At 29.9% G+C, this 19,464-nt stretch carries 15 protein-coding genes and 1 tRNA gene; 5 read left to right on the top strand and 11 right to left on the bottom strand.

The window, feature by feature from the left end; translation table 11 throughout:
- Window positions 1-66: 66 nt before the first annotated feature.
- From BLU40_RS16635 to BLU40_RS16605, 7 genes are all read right to left on the bottom strand, one after another.
- Window positions 67-1,566 (bottom strand): carboxypeptidase regulatory-like domain-containing protein, encoded by a 1,500-nt coding sequence (locus BLU40_RS16635; RefSeq protein ID WP_090126384.1) that lies wholly within the window; start codon window positions 1,564-1,566, stop codon window positions 67-69.
- Window positions 1,567-1,580: 14 nt separating this feature from the next.
- Window positions 1,581-2,975: a CsgG/HfaB family protein gene (locus tag BLU40_RS16630; protein WP_090126381.1), complete on the bottom strand. Its 1,395-nt coding sequence runs from the start codon at window positions 2,973-2,975 to the stop codon at window positions 1,581-1,583.
- A 7-nt stretch (window positions 2,976-2,982) separates the two neighbouring features.
- Complete coding sequence (locus BLU40_RS16625) at window positions 2,983-3,396, bottom strand: curli production assembly/transport component CsgF (RefSeq protein WP_090126379.1); 414 nt, start codon at window positions 3,394-3,396, stop codon at window positions 2,983-2,985.
- 22 nt (window positions 3,397-3,418) lie between these two features.
- Window positions 3,419-4,093 carry a CsgE family curli-type amyloid fiber assembly protein gene (locus BLU40_RS16620; protein ID WP_175454825.1) on the bottom strand — a complete coding sequence of 225 codons (675 nt, stop codon included), beginning with the start codon at window positions 4,091-4,093 and terminating at the stop codon, window positions 3,419-3,421.
- 49 nt (window positions 4,094-4,142) lie between these two features.
- Window positions 4,143-4,598, bottom strand: a complete 456-nt coding sequence (locus BLU40_RS16615) for a hypothetical protein (protein WP_090126373.1) — start codon at window positions 4,596-4,598, stop codon at window positions 4,143-4,145.
- A gap of 70 nt (window positions 4,599-4,668) precedes the next feature.
- The gene (locus BLU40_RS16610; protein WP_175454824.1) at window positions 4,669-6,027 is read right to left on the bottom strand and encodes a hypothetical protein; all 1,359 of its coding nucleotides are present in this window, start codon (window positions 6,025-6,027) and stop codon (window positions 4,669-4,671) included.
- Between the two features lie 340 nt (window positions 6,028-6,367).
- On the bottom strand, window positions 6,368-8,554 hold the full coding sequence (locus tag BLU40_RS16605) for a glutamine synthetase III family protein (RefSeq protein WP_090126367.1): 2,187 nt from the start codon (window positions 8,552-8,554) through the stop codon (window positions 6,368-6,370).
- 224 nt (window positions 8,555-8,778) lie between these two features.
- Between BLU40_RS16605 and BLU40_RS16600 the strand changes: the two genes are divergently transcribed.
- A complete protein-coding gene (locus tag BLU40_RS16600; RefSeq protein WP_090126363.1) occupies window positions 8,779-9,795 on the top strand; it encodes a glutamine synthetase beta-grasp domain-containing protein in 1,017 nt (338 codons plus the stop codon).
- A gap of 67 nt (window positions 9,796-9,862) precedes the next feature.
- Here the strand turns inward: BLU40_RS16600 and BLU40_RS16595 are convergent, their stop codons facing one another.
- Window positions 9,863-10,801, bottom strand: a complete 939-nt coding sequence (locus BLU40_RS16595; RefSeq protein WP_090126360.1) for a calcium/sodium antiporter — start codon at window positions 10,799-10,801, stop codon at window positions 9,863-9,865.
- A gap of 176 nt (window positions 10,802-10,977) precedes the next feature.
- On the opposite strand from BLU40_RS16595, the gene BLU40_RS16590 reads away from it, so the two are divergent.
- The 4 genes from BLU40_RS16590 (at window position 10,978) to BLU40_RS16575 (ending at window position 14,106) form a co-directional block, all read left to right on the top strand.
- Window positions 10,978-12,048, top strand: a complete 1,071-nt coding sequence (locus BLU40_RS16590; protein WP_090126357.1) for a carboxypeptidase-like regulatory domain-containing protein — start codon at window positions 10,978-10,980, stop codon at window positions 12,046-12,048.
- A 406-nt stretch (window positions 12,049-12,454) separates the two neighbouring features.
- Complete coding sequence (locus BLU40_RS16585) at window positions 12,455-13,783, top strand: SPFH domain-containing protein (RefSeq protein WP_090126354.1); 1,329 nt, start codon at window positions 12,455-12,457, stop codon at window positions 13,781-13,783.
- Between the two features lie 63 nt (window positions 13,784-13,846).
- Complete coding sequence (locus BLU40_RS16580) at window positions 13,847-13,996, top strand: SsrA-binding protein (protein ID WP_090126352.1); 150 nt, start codon at window positions 13,847-13,849, stop codon at window positions 13,994-13,996.
- 36 nt (window positions 13,997-14,032) lie between these two features.
- Window positions 14,033-14,106, top strand: a tRNA-Arg gene (locus BLU40_RS16575).
- Between the two features lie 78 nt (window positions 14,107-14,184).
- On the opposite strand, the gene BLU40_RS16570 is transcribed toward BLU40_RS16575, so the two are convergent.
- The 3 genes from BLU40_RS16570 to BLU40_RS16560 all read right to left on the bottom strand — a co-directional run.
- Complete coding sequence (locus BLU40_RS16570; protein ID WP_090126348.1) at window positions 14,185-16,092, bottom strand: OmpA family protein; 1,908 nt, start codon at window positions 16,090-16,092, stop codon at window positions 14,185-14,187.
- 55 nt (window positions 16,093-16,147) lie between these two features.
- On the bottom strand, window positions 16,148-17,077 hold the full coding sequence (locus BLU40_RS16565; protein ID WP_090126345.1) for a PorP/SprF family type IX secretion system membrane protein: 930 nt from the start codon (window positions 17,075-17,077) through the stop codon (window positions 16,148-16,150).
- 56 nt (window positions 17,078-17,133) lie between these two features.
- On the bottom strand, window positions 17,134-19,464 hold a 2,331-nt coding region (locus tag BLU40_RS16560; protein ID WP_175454823.1), incomplete at its 5' end, for a DUF7507 domain-containing protein.

Raw genomic sequence — 19,464 nt, 5'->3', positions numbered from 1 at the left:
ACATAGAGAAACATAAAAAAGCCGAATGAAAAATCATTCGGCCTTAAATTTTATTTTATTTTAATATTATTCCCAATCTGGCATAAATACATTTGAAAAATATAACTCCCTTTCATTATCTATTTCAGTAGACATTACATAAACGTCTTTTTGAGAAACTCCATCGTTAGATGTGTTTACATATATTACATCTGCTTCGTTTGGTGAAAACCTAGGATCTAAGTCGTTTGTACCGTCATTTTTTCCTTCAGAAAGGTCTAAAACTGATGCATCTTCAAATTTATATAAGAAAATATGACTATCAAGTTGTCTATAATTTGAGTTTTCATACTCTGAAACATCATATGTATACAATAGCAATTTATTATCTACAGAAATATTTAGTCCTCCGGCAGCTCCATTAACACCCGATAAAATTGTTGTTTGAACTACGCCCGACATATTAATTGTGAAGATTGAAACGTTGTAGCCCGAAATATCATTTGTTTTTAAAGCTATCATACTTTCATCATTACTCCAATCACATTCTGTAATAAAACTGCCATCTGTTGTTTGGTAAAGCATACTTAATCCACTACCATCTTTATTTATTACATAAAGCTTATCGTAATTAGCATAAATTAAACGGTCTCCATTAGATGACCAAGAATAATCTATTTCATTTAAATCGAATCCATTAACTGGAACGGCAGAAGTAACCTGTGTGGCACTTGAACCATCTTGATTCATTGTAAAAATATGTGTTTCGTTATTATAAGTTCTTAAAAAGGCAATCATTCCTGCTGCCTGGTTTTTTCTTGGCCTCCAACTATTTAAATCATTTGAAGTTAACATTACTTCATTTTCTACATCTCCATCGTTATAATTTACAGAATAAATTACATTATTTCCATTTTCATCTTTCTTTGTATAAAAATACCTGTTTTCTGGATCAACTTTAGTCTTAAAAGTACTAACAGCACTTAAAACTTCATCATTAATATTGTCTGTTGCAGCAACTTGCCAAAAATATTTTTTACCATATTTTAAATCTGAAACAACGTATGTGGTATCAGTTAAACTTTCAACTTTAATTACATCATTATTATAATCGTTCTTAATTTCTAATCTATAAGTAATCGCATCATCATTTGGATCTGATGATTGCCAAATTAATTCAACCGATAACTCTTGATCTTCAATACCATTTGTTGGTGTTAATAAAGTTGGTGTTAATGGCGGCCTATTAAGTGCTGTTTCATCATCCATTTCGAAAATAACATTTACTTCTAAACCATCTGAAACAGTTGCCGCTTGATAATTTGTTAAATACCCCTCTTTATCTGCACTAACAGAATATTCTCCTACTTCAACATCTTCTATAATAAAGTATCCATCAGCATCTGTAAACACAGCATTATTAGTTGGACTTAAAGTTACTTTTGAATTTTCAATAGGATTGAAACTATCTGCTTCAACTACTCTACCCGTTACAGTACCCAAACCTACTAAATCTACAGTGTCTTCGCTGCAACCAAGTGTTAAAGTAAGTACTATTAAAACTAAATATTTAAATATATTTTTCATTTCTATTTTTTTAATTATTCAAATAATACTGATTTAACTTTATTATATGGCTTACCAATGTAAAAATTAAGCCCTAAACCAACTTTCCAATAAAAGTCATCTCGTTTACCTCTAATCAATCCGTCAAAATCATCAGTCATTAAAACATTCTGTTCACCAAAAAGTTTTATTCCAATATTATTTGTTGCTAAATATTCAACACCAAGTCCATATTGAACTTTAAATTCCGGATTATCTAAATTTGTATTTGAAATTGTACCTAAACCTGCATATAGAAAAGGTGTAAAATTATCGTATGGTAAAACATCATACTCTAAATTAATATCAAATGAAACAAAGTCATCTTTAAACGCACCTTCATTTTCTAATTGAAAGTAACCAAGTCCAAGGTTTAAATTTAAATTAGGTTTGTTAAAATAAAACTTATAAGCCAAACTTGTACCTAATTTACCCTTTGGATTTGAATAATCTCCAGATATATGTGAAGTTCCTGCAGTAACACTTACCGCAGTTTTACCTCTTCTATCTTCTAATTTTCTATCATATAAAACTCTACTATTAGCATCTTCTTTCTCCTTTTCATATCTTTCTTTCAATGCCTGAACTACAGGTTCTCCTCCTTGTGGTTTCCATAAACCATCAATAACACCTTCAACAATTAAAGTTTCAACAGCTTTATCTATTGCTTCTTTCACAGCTAATTGAGCAGGTTCATTTCTTGTAACTCCAGTTTCTACCTCTAGTAATCTTTTTAAATTTACATATCTAAATAAATTTGCTGAAATACCTTGCGACAGAATTGTTTTTGAAGTGTAAACTGTTTTTAAAATTTGCCCGTTTGAAGTAGATACAGCTCTTAAATAAACAGTTATTCTATCTTCTCTATACTCTACAGAACCTCCAGCACCAAAATATCTTGCTCCTGAACCTCCGGTAATTATATTTGAATCGTAAGAAACAACACCACCTTCTAATAACACACCCGCAAATAATAATGGCGGAATAGAACTAATTTGCTCTTTCTTTTTATTTCCTTTACTATACTCCTGACGTGTAGATCTAATTATCTGCCTTTCGTTTAGTAAATTACTAACATTCTCTCTTTCAATAGCGGTAAACCATTTAGAATCTTCTAATGATTTTAATAAGATTGAAGTTCCACCTTGAGTAATTGCAGTACTCCAGCTAGAACCGTTTTCTACCAACTTATACTGCCCTGTTTGATCTCTAAATTTATAGACACCAACAATTGTTGGAGTAACTGGTAAAATATCTTTTAATATTTTGTTTTGTGAAGTATTTTCTCCTAACCTAGCCTTAGAAACTTGCAATGGTTGGTTAAAATATGCTGCACAACTTGAAAACAAAAATAAAAGTGAAATAATTGCACTAATTTTTATCTTGTTCATAGTTTATTTAATTATCTGGGATTATTATTTGAGTTTGATCACCCGTAGTAGTATCTAAAACGTTAATGGCTAGCCCACCAACTGTAGGTGTTATATCAACTACTAAACTACCAAAAACATAAGTTCCGACCGTTAAGGCATCATCTCCAAATTCTTGCTGAAATAAATCTTGAGATAATGAATTTAATAATTGCCTATTTAATGTTTCGGTAAATTGTTCTAATTCGGTTTGCTCTTCAAAACCTAAATCATTGTCTTCTGTAAATTTATTTTGTGCTTCGGCTGAAGCTAATAATTGTTGATAATTAAAGGTATCACCTCCAAAAAATGGATTGATTGGCTTATAAACTAATTGTTGAGACTGCATTAAAAAGGGGACACTTAATAATGCAAAAAACAGTAGTATTTTTACATTTTTCATAGTTAAATATATTAAATTTAATTTAAATCTTCTTATTTTTATATAACAACTTCCTTTGTGTTGAATAACCTCGTATTCTTGATAAGGCCTGTGTAGCAGCCATTTCTATATATTCATCACTTGGTCTAGACATAAATTCAAAAATTACTCGATCATCTACTGTTATAGTAATTTTACTACTAGTACCAATACTTGGCTTTTCTGTTATATTTACAATAAACGGATATTGCGCTCCTGAAGTTAAATATTTTTGATAAAAATAATCGTAAAAATCTTTACCTGGTTTTGTTTTAACATCTTCAATAACCAAACCTTTAATTTCTATCTCACTTTCTTCAACATAGGCTTTTTCTTCAAGTTTTTCTGCTGAATAAATAATAGTTGAATCTTTAGAAATAAGTTCTTTATTTTTTCTAACAAATAAATAAACTTTACATTCTTCACCTTTTTGAATGTTTAAACTTAAAGATGATAATTCTTTTTCTTCATTAGGATTTAATGAAAACTTGCCTTCCTGACTATTTCGAGAGTAATTACCCGTAATTCCTTTTTTCAATGAAAAAAGCAAATAATTAAGTTCATCATTATATGTGGCTTCTAAATTTGTAGCAATCCCTTTTATATCAACAAAATTATCTACTGTTTTTGTCACCAATTTAGCTTCTACATTCTGAGAGTTAACTAAAAAAGTAGACATTAAAAACATTAAAAAAACAATATTTCTAATACTTATATTCAAATTGAAACTAATGATTAATTATTGTTATAGTCTTAAAATTAGATTTTTGAACAATACTCATATTATTTATTAGAGAATTTTCTCCATATACCTGTACCGAATTGCTATTGCCAATTTGCTGCACATCTATATTTAAATCATTACGTCCATAATAAGTTAAAAACTCATAACTATTATTATTTCCAACTTGACTCGAATTTAATTTGTTACCTGAAGCTTTTATATTTACATAATTAAAATTACCATACTGTAAAATATTCAAATCAGAATTAACAGTTTTAGAACTAGTTGCAACAGACTTGTTTGTATTTAATAACGATGTATTATTAATTTCAGAAGTTGTATTTTGAAAATACTTATTAATAATGTAGGTATTATCATCAGAAATTTGAGCATTTAATTGAAATGTAATTAAACCAAAAAGGACTAGATATAATATCGATTTAAAGCTCTTTTTTTTCATAATATTTCAAATTTAAGCAAAAAGAGGGATAAATATCCCTCTTTTTTAATAATAAAATTTATGTTATAGATTAAAATGGAGATCCACCTGTTTGACCAACAAATGACATATTACCATTTCCTACTTGATTAACAACACTATTATGGCTGCTTCCAAATTGGCTAGTTAAAGCTAAGTTTCCAGAACCATCTTGCATAGTTAATGCAGTATTATCTCTACCTATTTGAATAACTCCACTCATATTATAGTCTCCATACTGCATAGTTGTAGCATCGTTACCAACTCCAAACTGAGCAATTCCAGACATATTCATATAACCATCTTGCATAGTTAAAGCAGTATTTTCAGCTCCTAATTGCAAAGTTCCACTTAAATTAGCCATACCATCCTGATATGTTTCTGAACCGTTGTCATCACCAACTTGAATAGTTCCACTTTGATTTTCGTCTCCCATTTGTTCAGTATAAGATTCATTACCCATACCCATTTGGAAAGTTATGCTTGTATTACCTACTGCAAACCAAGGACTACTTTGGTATGTACTAGCTATATTACCTTCACCATATTGGTAAGTTCTAGAAAGGTTATTATCTCCAACCTGGTAAGTGTAAGATTCGTTATCGTCACCTCTTTGCATAGTATAAGCATTGTTATACCAGTCTTGTTGCCAAGTTACTTGTAAATTATCATTACCATACTGACTAGCTTCACTCATATTACCCATTGCCCAAAAACCATATTGATTTGTATAAGACTCATTATCTTTACCATCTTGTACTTGGTATGATGTATTAGAGTCACCATCTTGGAAAGCATAAGCATAGTTTCTTCTACCTTCTTGTAATTGGTCTACCATATTACCGAATCCATACTGGTAAGAGTCAGCTACATTACTACGACCTCTTTGAGTTTGAGCTGCATAATTATAATCTCCAACTTGTAACGCATAGGCTGTATTACCCATTTTATTGTTTTTTAAAGTTCTTTGATCCTGATAAACAGTGTTACTATTTCCATATTGTTCAATCATACCTGTGTTATTATCCCAACGTTGTAATTGATTAGAATAGTTTCCAGAACCTGATTGATAAGTAGATGTGAAATTGTTTTCAGCAAAACCTACACCTTGAGAAACTTCTGCATTATTGCTCCATCCCATTTGTGTTACATTAGCTTCATTGTACTCACCTTGTTGATCAATTATAGATCCATTCATAGAAATATATTGATTAACATATGCTTCATTTCCAACTCCACCTAATAAATTCATCGATCCATTTTGATCTATATCAGAGTTGTTCATATACCCAACCTGATTAACAACTGCTAAGTTAGAAACTCCTATAGAGTTTACATCACTTAAATTACCTTGTGCGAAAATTAGTGCTGAACACATTAAAAATCCAGCGAAACTTAATAATTTTTTCATAATAAAAATTTTAAACATTAGTAAATAAAAATTAAATAATTTATTTGATAAATTTATAGGGGAGTATGAACTACTTTTAAGCACAGAAAATGATGCTTAAAAAAGTTGTATAAATTTACAATAAGGGGTAATACGAAAAACTTGAGGTTTATACCGTGGGGTATTTTATTTGTGAATTAGTGGGAAATCTAAAAAATTATCGAATATTTTTTATCCGAAATTTCGTAGTACTAAAGTAGTATTATATTTCTAAATTGCAAAATATCATCGTGTTTTTTAAATAAATCGTAACAAATTACTAATAAACAGTATTAAAATTTAAAGATTTAGTCTAGTAAACTTATCGAGTAAATAATAGTTCTCTATATTTTGTTAATGGCCAAAGTTCATCATCAACCATAATTTCTAATTTGTCGCAATGATATCTAATTTCTTCTAAATAAGGTTTTACTTTATTACAATAAGCTGTTGCTTTCTTTTCCTTATCTTTTAGTTTATTTGCCTTTTTACGCTCGGAAATCATTGCATCGACTTTTGAATGAATAGACTCTATATGACTCGATATTTTTTTAATTAACCTCATTTGCTCTCTTGCATGCTCTTCAAAATCTTTTCCAAAAATATCTTTTAATCCTTTTACGTTTTCAATTAACATATTTTGATAACGAACAGCAGTTGGCACTACGTGATTACCAGCTACATCACCCAATACTCGGGATTCTATTTGAATATGTTTTGTATATTCTTCTAGCTCTATATCATATCTTGCTTCTACTTCAACTTTACTTAAAACATTTAATTCAGAAAATAAATCAATTGTTTTTTTTGAAGTTTTAACTTTTAATGCTTCCGGTGTTGTTTTATTATTGCTTAGTTTTCTCTTCTTTGCCTCTTTCTCCCAATCTATACCATAACCATTACCTTCAAACAAAACATTTTTAGATGATTTTATATATTCTCTTAAAATATTAAAAATGGCTTCATCTTTTTTCAGCCCTTTACTTTCTATTAAAGCATCTACTTCAATCTTAAATTCATTTAACTGTTTGGCAACAATAGTATTTAAAACCGTCATTGGATTTGCACAGTTTGCTGAAGAACCTACTGCTCTAAATTCAAACTTGTTTCCTGTAAACGCAAATGGAGATGTTCTATTTCTATCTGTATTATCTAATAATACATCTGGAATTTTACCTACAACATTTAATTTTAAGTCTGTTTTTTCTTCTGGTGATAATTTACCATCGGTAACACTTTCTAAATCTAAAAGAACTTTTGTTAATTGCTCTCCTATAAATATAGACATTATTGCAGGTGGTGCTTCATTTGCTCCTAACCTATACTCATTACTTGCCGAAGCTATAGACGCTCTTAGCAATTCTTCATAATTTAAAACAGCCTTAATTGTATTAATAAAGAATGTTAAAAACTGTAAATTACTCATTGGTGTTTTACCTGGCCCCAATAAATTAACACCACTATCTGTTGTTAAAGACCAGTTATTATGTTTACCTGAACCATTTACTCCTGAAAAAGGTTTTTCATGAAAAAGGACTTTAAAATTATGTTTCGAAGCAACTCTACCCATAATATCCATTAATAAAGAGTTATGGTCTACAGCTAAATTACATTCTTCATATATAGGAGCAATTTCAAACTGATTTGGAGCAACTTCATTATGTCTAGTTTTAACAGGGATTCCAACAAGCATACATTCATTTTCCAATTCGCGCATAAAATTTATTGCTCTACTAGGAATTGATCCAAAATAATGGTCGTCTAATTGCTGTCCTTTAGCTGGCGAATGCCCCAACAAAGTTCTACCAGATAAAATAATATCTGGCCTACTCATAGCCAAAGCTTTATCTATTAAAAAGAATTCTTGTTCCCAACCTAATGAAGATTGAACCTTTTTTACATTTTTATCAAAATATTTACAAACTGATGTGGCAGCAGTATCAACCGCATTTAACGCTCTTAATAAAGGTGTTTTATAATCTAAAGCTTCACCTGTATAAGCCACAAAAATTGTTGGTATACATAATGTGGTACCAAAAATAAACGCTGGAGATGTTGGATCCCATGCAGTATACCCTCTTGCTTCAAAAGTATTTCTAATTCCTCCACTTGGAAAACTCGATGCATCTGGCTCTTGCTGAACTAACTGAGAACCTTCAAAACGCTCAATAGCCATACCTTGACCAATTGTTTCGAAAAAAGCATCATGTTTTTCTGCAGTTGCTCCTGTTAATGGCTGAAACCAATGCGTATAATGTGTTACATTTTTAGATATTGCCCATTCCTTCATTGAAGCCGCAATTTGATTTGCAATTTTACGGTCAATTTTTTTCCCACCATCAATAGCCGATCGAACACCTAAATAAGCTTCTTTAGATAGGTATTGCATCATAGCTCTATCATTAAAAACATTTTTACCGAAAAAATCAGAACGTTTTCCAAAATCTTCAATTTCTAAAGGTTTTCTCTTTTGAGCTGTTTGAATAGCGTTAAAACGGAATTTAGACATATATATATGTATTATTTATTTCAAATACGAAGATACGCATTTTTTTAAATAATTATTTTTCATTTTTACTTATTTATATTTAATTTTTTAATAAATACCCCTTAAAAAAATAGGGTATCTGTAAAAATTATCATATTTAACATTTTTTACCCCCTATTTTTTTTGTCATAAACTCAGTTTTACTATTTTTGGTGAATCATTTTTATATATTAAATAATTACATTATGGCAAAAATTAAATTAGAATACATTTGGTTAGACGGATACTATCCAACTCAAAACATGAGAAGTAAAACCAAAGTTGAAGAACATGAAAACTTTCAAGGAACAGTTGAAGAATTAGGACTTTGGTCTTTTGATGGTTCTTCTACACAACAAGCTTCAGGTGGATCATCTGATTGTATTTTAAAGCCGGTTGCTATTTATCCAGATCCTCAACGTATCAACGGATGGTTAGTAATGACTGAAGTAATGAATGCTGATGGTACTCCACACGAGTCTAATGCACGTGCTACTATTGAAGATGATGATAACGATTTCTGGTTTGGATTTGAACAAGAATACTTTATTATGAGTACTGAAACTGAATTACCATTAGGATTCCCTAGAGGTGGTTACCCAGCTCCACAAGGAATGTACTACTGTTCTGTTGGTGGTTTACACACACACGGTCGTGATTTAGTTGAAGAACATGCTGATTTATGTATTGATGCAGGATTAAACTTTGAAGGTATTAACCAAGAGGTTGCTTCTGGACAATGGGAATTTCAATTATTTGCTAAAGGAGCAAAAAAAGCAGGAGATGAAATTTGGGTTGCTAGATATTTATTAGATCGTTTAACTGAAGGTAGAGGAATGTACATTGAGTACCACCCAAAACCATTAGGTGATACTGACTGGAATGGTTCAGGTATGCACGCAAACTTTTCAAATACAATTTTAAGAACTTGTGGTTCAAAAGAAAAGTATGCTGAAATTTGTGAAGCTTTCCGCCCAGTAACAAAAGAACATATTGAAGTTTATGGTGAGTTTAACGAACAACGTTTAACTGGTAAACACGAAACTGCTGCTATTACAGATTTCTCTTGGGGAGTTTCAGATAGAGGAGCATCAATTCGTATTCCAATTATTGCTGTAGAAAAAGGATATAAAGGATGGTTAGAAGATCGTCGTCCTTCTTCAAATGCAGATCCATACAAAGTTGCTGCAAGAATTATTAAAACGGTTAAACCGATTAAATAATTCTTACATTATAAAACAAAAAAAACACTGCTAATAAGCAGTGTTTTTTTTGTTTTATACTTTATATTTATTTTAAAAACATTGAAACTATAAATGTAATGTATAATGAAATTAATATTAAACCTTCTTTCCAAGTAAATTTCATTTTAACAGGTATAAAATTTAATGGTAATATTAAAAAAGAAATAAACAACATCCAATAAATATCATTCGATAACAAACCTGGATCTGTAACCTTTACAGGTGTAATTATTGATGTAATTCCTAAAACTGCTAAAATATTAAACACATTAGAACCTATAAGATTACCTAACGATATTGCTTTTTCTTTTTTCATAACAGCAATTATAGAAGCTGCCAATTCAGGAACACTAGTACCTATAGAAACGATTGTAATACCTATTACTCGCTCGCTAATATTAAAACTTTTTGCCATTCCAACAGCCCCATCAATTAACAATTCTGAACCTCCCCACAATCCTACTCCACCAAGCACTAAAAAAAGTACATTTTTATATAACGGAAGCATTTCATCATCTTCTGGCATTTCATCAACAACGGCAGGTTTTTGAAACCTTAATAAATAAATTAAAAATATAATTAAAAAGGATAGTAATATAACACCTTCATAACCAACTAAAACTCCGTCAAATGCTATAAATCCATATAACATTAATGAAGCAATCATCATAACAGGCCAATCTGTTTTATAAAAACTTTTTTCTACACTTATTGTTGAAAGTAATATAGTTATTGCCAAAACCAACCCTAAATTTGCAATGTTAGAACCTATAACATTACCCAAAGCTATATCTGCATGACCATTTAATGCAGATTTTACGCTAACAATTAATTCTGGAGCTGAAGTAGCAAACGAAACAACCGTCATACCAATTACAATTTTTGGAATTTGCAAACGTAACGAGAAGCCTACAGCTGCTTTTAACAACCAATTACCACCCAAAATCAACAACACCAACCCAAGAACTACAAATAAAATATTCATAAAAATTATTTTCTGCAAATATAACAGATTTAATAAGTTGAAAACAAAAGTCTAAAACTATAATTCAACCCTAATTAATTATCTTTTTAGTATAAAAACTGTTTTAAAACCTTAAATTTATTGATGTAAAATAAATTCGTAGAAATCAACTATTTGAAATAGCAAATTATTAAAAAATGAAAAAGAGCTTACTTATAATTATTTGCTTTTTAACAAACACCATTATATTTAGCCAAATAATTACAGGAACTATATATATTAAAAAAACTAATGAAGTTTTACCTGGAGCTTCAGTATATTTAAACGGAACAACAATTGGTGAGATTAGTGATTTTAATGGTTTTTTTGAATTAAACATTAATAATATTACAAACACCCCTGTAATTATAAGTTACACAGGTTTCAAAACAATTATAATCCAACCAAAAGATTTTAAAACTATTTCTAAAATATACTTAGAAGAAGCATCAAATCAACTTAAAGAGGTTTTTCTAGGATTAGATATTTGGAGTAGACAAAAGAAGCTTAGAATTTTTAAAGAAGAGTTTTTTGGGAGGAACAAACCTTCCCTCTATTGTACTATTGCAAACGAAAAAGACATTCAGCTTATTTATAACTCTGCATCTCAAACTCTTAATGCTTATTGTAACAAACCAATTATTATTAAAAATCGATATCTTGGTTATAAAAACAACTATTCATTAACAGATTTTGAAATAAAATTCGAAAAAAATGAAAACGATTATAGCATTGTAAAAAGGGTTTATACCGAAGGGTACAGTTTTTTTTCTGAATTAAATAAAAAAAGTAAAAAAAGAATTATAGCTAATAGAGAAAGAACCTATCGTGGATCCATAATGCACTTTATGCGCTCTTTAAAAGAATCTAAATTAAATGAAAACAACTTTGTTATATATAAAAACAGATGGCCTGTAAACCCTTACAAACACTTTAAGGTTAAAGTATTAAAATCGTCTTCGAAAATAGAAGTTAAAACAAAAACTTTAAGTGTACTCTACAATAAAGACAAACAGTCTAAATTAACATTTCACCTTCAAAATGGAATAACCGAATTTTCAATAGACAATTCTGGAAATTTCTACCCACCTAAAGCATTAAATTTTTCAGGAGATTTTGGTTACAGACGCATATCCGAACTACTTCCTTTAAACTACACCCCAAATCCACAACTGGTTTTAAAAAAACAATACTCAGTAAACAAAACTGAGTTACATATTTTACATTAGTTTTCTCATTTTAATTTCTTCAAAACAAATCAAAACCCCTTTTTTAGTTATAATCAATTAGAAAATTACCTTTACTTATCAATACTTGAAACAAAACCTCCATTACCTTATTACATATATTTACTTATAATTATATTTTAGTTTAGTACTAAAACTATATCCTAGTAATTAATTTTCACCAATAAAGCAATTTTATTATTTAGTTATCAATTGAAAGTTAAACTGATAAATACAATTCAAAATATTTGTAGCTAGGTATATAATAGTCATATCTTCATTTAAGAATTAATTCACAAGCTATTTATTAACCATAAATTCTATTAGTATGATCACATTTTTTATGCTAGTAACTGAACTAGTATTAACCATTATTAACTTTTTTATTTAACAACTAAAACTATAAACTATGCTAACAACAATTGGAATTCTATTATTATTAACAGGTCTTTTAACTTTAATTTTAAAACCTATTTTCAAAAATTTTCAACCTTTAAATTGGTTCACTATAAAACGTAGCCTACAAATTATAGCCTTAGGCTCTGTTTTAAGCGTAATATCTGGAATGTTCTTTTATGCTGAACCTGGTACTGCGTATGCAGTACAATACCCTTGGGGTGGTCAAAAAGCAATATTTAACCAAGGTATACATACTAAAATGTGGGGACGTTTAATTCCTATTCAATTTGAAATGCCAATTAAATATGTAATGGCGGATGGTGAAGGAAATTTAGGAGACCAAAGCAAATACGCTTATGTAAATGCAGCAAGACAATGGGAATTTAACGATGCTGTAAAAGGTCGAATTGCAACCTCTATTGTAATAAGTATAAACACAACCGATAGCGATCAATTTTTATCGGTAGCCGATAGAAACAAAACTGAAAAAAACTTAATTAGATCTCGTATTATTCCAAATATTGACCAATCTATAAAAAACACATGTAAATTAATGGCTGCTCAAGATTACATATCTGGACAAGCTGCTGATTTCGACAGGTTTTTTCAAGATCAATTAGAAAACGGAATGTATGTTCTAGAAGAATTAAAGGAAGATGAGCAATCAGACATTATTGGAGACAGTACTGTTATAAGAACTGTAACTAACAAAGAGTCTCGTCAAAAAAGATTCACTATAAAAAGAGACAATTTAGGTGAGCCTATTAGAGTAAACGGAAATTCATTAGGATCTTACGGCTTAACTGTAGTGCAAGCAGTTGTTAATGACATTGACTGGGAACCTACTTTTGATAAACGATTACAATTACAAAAAGAAGAAGTTGCACAAACTCAACTTGAAAAGCAACAAGCTGAACGCGAATTTTACAGAGCTCAAAAAGAAAAAGCTAAAGGTGAAGCTGATAAAGCACAAGAAAGAGCTCGTTTAGAAAAAGAACAAATACAACAAACTATTTCTGCTGAAACTGAAGCAAAAGTTGCAGAATTCAACTTAATAAAAGAAAAAAAACAATATGAGGTTGAGCAATACAAAGCTAAAAGTAAAAAAGTTGCTGCAGACGCACAATCTTACGAAAACTCTAAATTAGTATCTGCCGGTCTTACACCTCAAGAAAGAGCTGAATGGGACTATAAAGTAGCTGTAGGCGTAGCTAGCGAATTAAAAATGCTACAATTACCTACAACTTATATTGAAAGTGGAGGAAACAACAATAAAAGTAATTTATTAGAGTCTTTAATAGGAGCGGAAATTGCAAAGAAAATGATTAGTAAACAATAACTATTAAAGCTAAAAAAGGCCTTACATTTTGTAAGACCTTTTTTTATACTGTACATTAGCTAAATGAAAAAAAATGTATTTAAATTTATTTCTAAGCTTAATAAAATTCTTTTACCCAGCTTTACTAAACAAAGGCTTGATATGGCAAAAGCTAAAAAATGGCAACTTGCAATTATTGGATGGAAATATTTTGTTACAAAAAATAGTTTGTAAGTAATATTTTTATATTATATTTGCACCCGTTAAAACGGCCTCGTAGCATAACTGAATAGTGCACTTGATTACGGCTCAAGAGGTTGGAGGTTTGAATCCTCCCGAGGTCACAAGAAGAAAAAACCAACTTATTTAAGTTGGTTTTTTTATTTTATTCAGTTACTCTACTTTTCGAAAGTAAAATACTCTTATATTTTAAGTATAATAAACTCCGATCTTCTATTCAATTGATGCATAGATTCCGAACAACGCTTACCATTTTGACATTTATTCATTAATTGAGTTTCTCCAAAACCTTCTGCATTTCTAATTCTACTTGCATCTATTCCTTTAAAAATAATATAATCTTTTGCTGCTTTAGCTCTCTTACGTGACAAAATTAAATTTAACTTATCTTGACCTCTAGAATCTGTATGAGATTCAATATCAATTATCATTTTAGGATATTCATTCATTAATGAAACAATTTTATCAAACTCTAATGCAGCATCTTGGCGTATATCCCATTTATTAAGGTCAAAATAAATAGCACCTATCTTAATTTTTAGCAATCCATTTTCTTCAACTATTAATTCATGAATCCTATCTAATCCAATGGGTACAATAATTTCACTAAGACTTTTATTTATTGAAAAAAGTTTCTCACCGTTTTTATATCCAATTCTCTCAACCTTCAATAAATAATTATTATTACAAACAAATTCTTGCTGAAATTTATAATTCCCATTTGCATCAGATACAACTTCCTTCAGTTTATCTCCTTTTTTTGAAAACAAACTAATTTTAGCGTTAGTAATACGTTCTCCTGTAATATTATTAGAAATATATCCAGAAATAAACTGTTTACAAATACCAGCTTTTGTTCTTTCGAAAAAATAAATATCGTCATCTCCTTTACCTGAAGTTCTATTAGAACACACAAAACCTGTACTTAAATCTTCTTTTATAATAAAACTAAAGTCATCAAAACTACTGTTTAAAGGCTCTCCTAAATTTTTTGGCGAATTAAATGTTGAATTTAAGTATTCACTTTCAAAAACATCTAAACCTCCAAGACCATTATGACTATTTGATGAAAAATACAATTTATTTTCAGTAACAAACGGAAACATTTCCTTTCCAAAAGTGTTTATTGTTGGACCTAAATTTTTAGGCTTTGAATAGTTGTCATTAGGTAAAATATCTACCACAAAAATATCAGCACCTCCTATTGTTCCTGGCATATCCGATACAAAATATATTTTTTTTCCATCTGGACTGATTGCTGGGTGTCCAACCGAATAATTATCATTATTAAATGGTAACTCTTTAATAGATTTCCATTCAATTTCACCATTATTATTCTGCTTAGCAGTTGCACTATAAATTTTAAGTTTCTTATCTACATTACTATTTTTGTTTCCTGTAATACTATTTCCTGTATAATATACTTTCTTTAAGTCTTTTGAAAAACATAAAGTTGCTTCATTCAATTTAGAATTAATTTTTGTTGAAAATTCTTTACTAGAAATAACATCCGTTTTATCTGGGCCTAAATTTCCAATATAGAAATTTAAAAAGGGAAGTTGTTTTACGTTGCTAGAAGCTTTAAAATAATTAGAATCTTTTGCTGAAGAAAATATTAATTTATCATTATAATAGGTCGGTCCAAACTCAGAATACATTGTATTTATTGAAATATTTTTAAGTGAATACTCTGAATACTCTTGTACCACTCCAACTGAATCTAAATTAGCTTTATAATCTTTTTTTGAAAATTTCATCATCCATTTTTTACCTTGGTTAACCTTACCAATTCCAATATACGATTGAGCGTATCTATAAAAATATTTAGGCGAAACTGCTTTACCATAAGTTGAAATTAATTTACCATACCATTTGTTTGCTAAATTCATTTCCGTACTAAAGTAATATGCATCTCCAATTTTTTCTAGCACAACCATTGATTTGTCTCCGTTTTCAAATTGAGATTCAAATATTTTAGCCGCTTCTTTATACTCCATTTTATCAAATAATAAGTTTCCAACTTCATATTTTTCTTGAGAAAAACCTAGTGAAAAAATGATAATAAAACTTATTGTAACTATTTTTTTCATTCTATTTGTTTTAAAAACTTAGAGGTCTATTTTTTAGTATTCCTTTTTTTAACTATTAAAAAAATCTTGGTGAAACAATTTTTCCAAACCTATTGAAAAAGTCATATTTCAAAAATATTTCATGAGTACCAGAATTATAACTAGCCAACCTAGTTGTTTCCATATCGTACCCATATCCAATAAAAAATGAATCACTTACTTGAAAACCCACCATTGCACTTACAGCTATATCCCATCTATAAGCTAATCCTGCAGTAAATTTTTCGTTAAATAAAAAATTTCCCGACACATCTATTTGTAAAGGAGCTCCTTGTACCGCTTTAGTTAACAGTGCTGGTTTAAATTTTACGTTAGAATTTAAATCAAAAACATGACCCGCTATTAAATAATAATTAACACGTTCTTGGGCTATAATACTGTTAGCGCCAACATTTGCATACTTATCAAAATGTTTTGTTTTAAATAAATTTGGTGCCGATAAACCTATGTATGATTTATCTGAAAATAAATAAAACCCTACTCCTACATTTGGCGAAAACTTATTATTAATATTTGTTTCAAAACTAAAATCACCTTGATGGTAAATATTCAACTTATTAAAATCTATATTAAGTAAATTTCCACTTGCTTTTAACCCAAATGAAAGCTTATAATTTTCAGACATAAGAATTGTATATGAAAAATCTATAGCTACAGAACTTTCATCTGAAGGACCAATTTTATCATTAATAATTGATAAACCTAACCCAACATTACTCTTATTTAATGGTGCATGAATGGAAGCATTTGTAGTAACCGGAGCCCCATCTAAACCAACCCATTGAGCTCGATTTAAAAGAAAAAGACTTGTACCTGCTTTTGTGCCTGCATACGCAGGGTTTACACTATTAGTATTATACATATATTGAGTGAATTGCGCATCTTGTTGAGCAAAACTTAAACCCGCTAAAAGCATAAGACTTAAGACTAATATTTTATTTTTCATATATTTTTATTTAGTATACCTAAGGGTTTTATCCCTTAGGTAATAAATTAAACTATCTATCTTCTATTTATATACAAGTAACCTGCTTTCTTAAACATTTTACCACCAACACCTTTATATTTCAAAATATAATAGTAAGCTCCATCTGGTAATTCTCTTGATTTATGTATGGTTAATCTACCTTCAGAAATTCCTTTAAATGCTCTATCGGTATTATTATAATGGTCTCGTTCAAATACTAAACCACCCCATCTATTATAAATCTCAACTCTATTGTCTGAGTAACATTCTATACCTCTAATATAGAATACGTCATTCTCTCCATCATCATTAGGAGATACCGCATTAAATACTTCTATTACACATCCTGAAATTGTTAACACTGTTGGATTATCTCCATATTCATCTTTATCATCAGATGAATCACTTACTACAATTCCTTTAATACTTGAACCGCTAACTGATGCTTGGTTTGTTACACTTCCATTATTAATATCATCTTGTGTTATTGAATAAGTAGCAGTAAACGTACTATCATCAACTTCTCCTGCTTCTAACGTTATTGAATTTCCATATACCGTTACACCTGGCAATGGATCTACTACTGTAATATTAGATAGTGCTACATTACCTATGTTTCTAATTGTGAAACTATATGTAATTGTTTCCCCAGCTTGTGCGTACCCATCAGAGTTATCATCGTTAAAAATTGCTGTTTTAATAATAGCTATACTAGGTTTCTGTTCTAACTCTGTAATTGTTGGGTTATCATCTCCATCAACTGCATCTCCATTATCAGAAACATCTGAAACTTTATTACCAAGTACATCATCACAAATAACAGTTGCTGTATTAGACACACTACCATTATCTATATCTTCCTGAGTAATTGTGTAATAAGCATCTACCGTTGCATTATCATATGGTTCTAACAATCCAACTACCGCAATTGGTGAATCAGAAATTAACGGGTCACTTATAACTACATTACTAAGATTTACATTTCCTGTATTAAATACTGTAAATGTATAAGTTATAATATCTCCAACTTCTTCACCACCTATTGATGCAGTTTTAATTAACTCTAAAGAAGGTTCAGATTTAAGATTAACTGTTATTGTCACAACTGCATTTGAAGAATCTCCATCCGCATCAGTTATCACATAAACAAAACTATCAGTTCCATAGAAATATTCATCTGGCTCATATGTATAAACACCTTCCGCATTCATTATTACAGTTCCATTTAATGCCCCTCCATTATCTCCAACTAAGCTCCAAATATTTCCTCCATCATCACTTGGGTTATCATTATTTGCTACACTTGCACCCACAATTGCAACATCTTGTTCTGTTGAAATAATATCATCATTGGCAATTGGTAAGTCATTTACCTCTGTAATTGTAATAATAACTTGCTCATTACTATCTGCAATATTAACACCGTCTGATGAGTTATAATCAAAAGTTACAGTTCCATTCCAATTTAAATTTGGAGTAAATGTTAAGCTGTTAATTTCTGAAGCAATAATTACATCTCCAATTAAAACTTCTATTTCATTCAAATACAACACTCCATTATCTGGCAAGCTTACAATAATAATACTCTCTAATGAATCTCCATCTTCATCATCAAATGAAGTAATAAAATCACCTAATGTAAAGTCAACATCATTATCTTCAATTCCTGATACAACTACATCCACTATAATTGGAGAGTAATCATCATTAATTATTGTACCTATACCAATTGCTTTTCCAATAACAAGATTATTTCCATTTGAATTCAAATTACTCAATGTAATAGTAAATACTTCATCCAATTCTTCTTTATTGTCTGTTGTAATATCAACTTCAACTGTTTTACTAATTTCACCTGGTAAGAACGTTAATGTTTCAACTGGAATTGCTACATAATCATTATCAGCCAATTGTGCTGTCCCATCATATGTTTGGTAATCGATAGTAGTTATAACATTTGATTCATTTGTTAATGAAACAGTAAATTCTAACTTAGTAATACCTACATCTCCTTCAGAAATTACCACATCATTAATATTTATAGTAACACCATCTTCATCACTAATGGTAACTGTTGCTACGGTCGTGTCTAAGGTTACCGCTGTGTTTGTTCCTGTTAAGGTTACAACCACTGTCTCTCCTGCTGTTTCAACTAAGTTATCATCAATCACCGTGACTGAGATCGTTGCTGTTGTTGTATTGGCTGGAATGGTAACGGTGGTTCCAATGGTTGCATAATCTGTTCCTTCTGTTGCTGTTCCTGTAACTGTGAAGGTCACTTCTGTATCGGTACTTACGGCATTGCTTAGGCTTACTGTGAACAGTCCATTGCTGTTTGGTTCACTTGCCTGATTCGTTGCTGCTAT

Origin of the sequence: Lutibacter oricola (genome assembly GCF_900106565.1) — a bacterium.
GTDB classification, from domain to species: Bacteria; Bacteroidota; Bacteroidia; order Flavobacteriales; family Flavobacteriaceae; genus Lutibacter; species Lutibacter oricola.
Note: the sequence above shows the minus strand (reverse complement) of the source record. Positions and strands in the feature narration are given on the sequence as shown.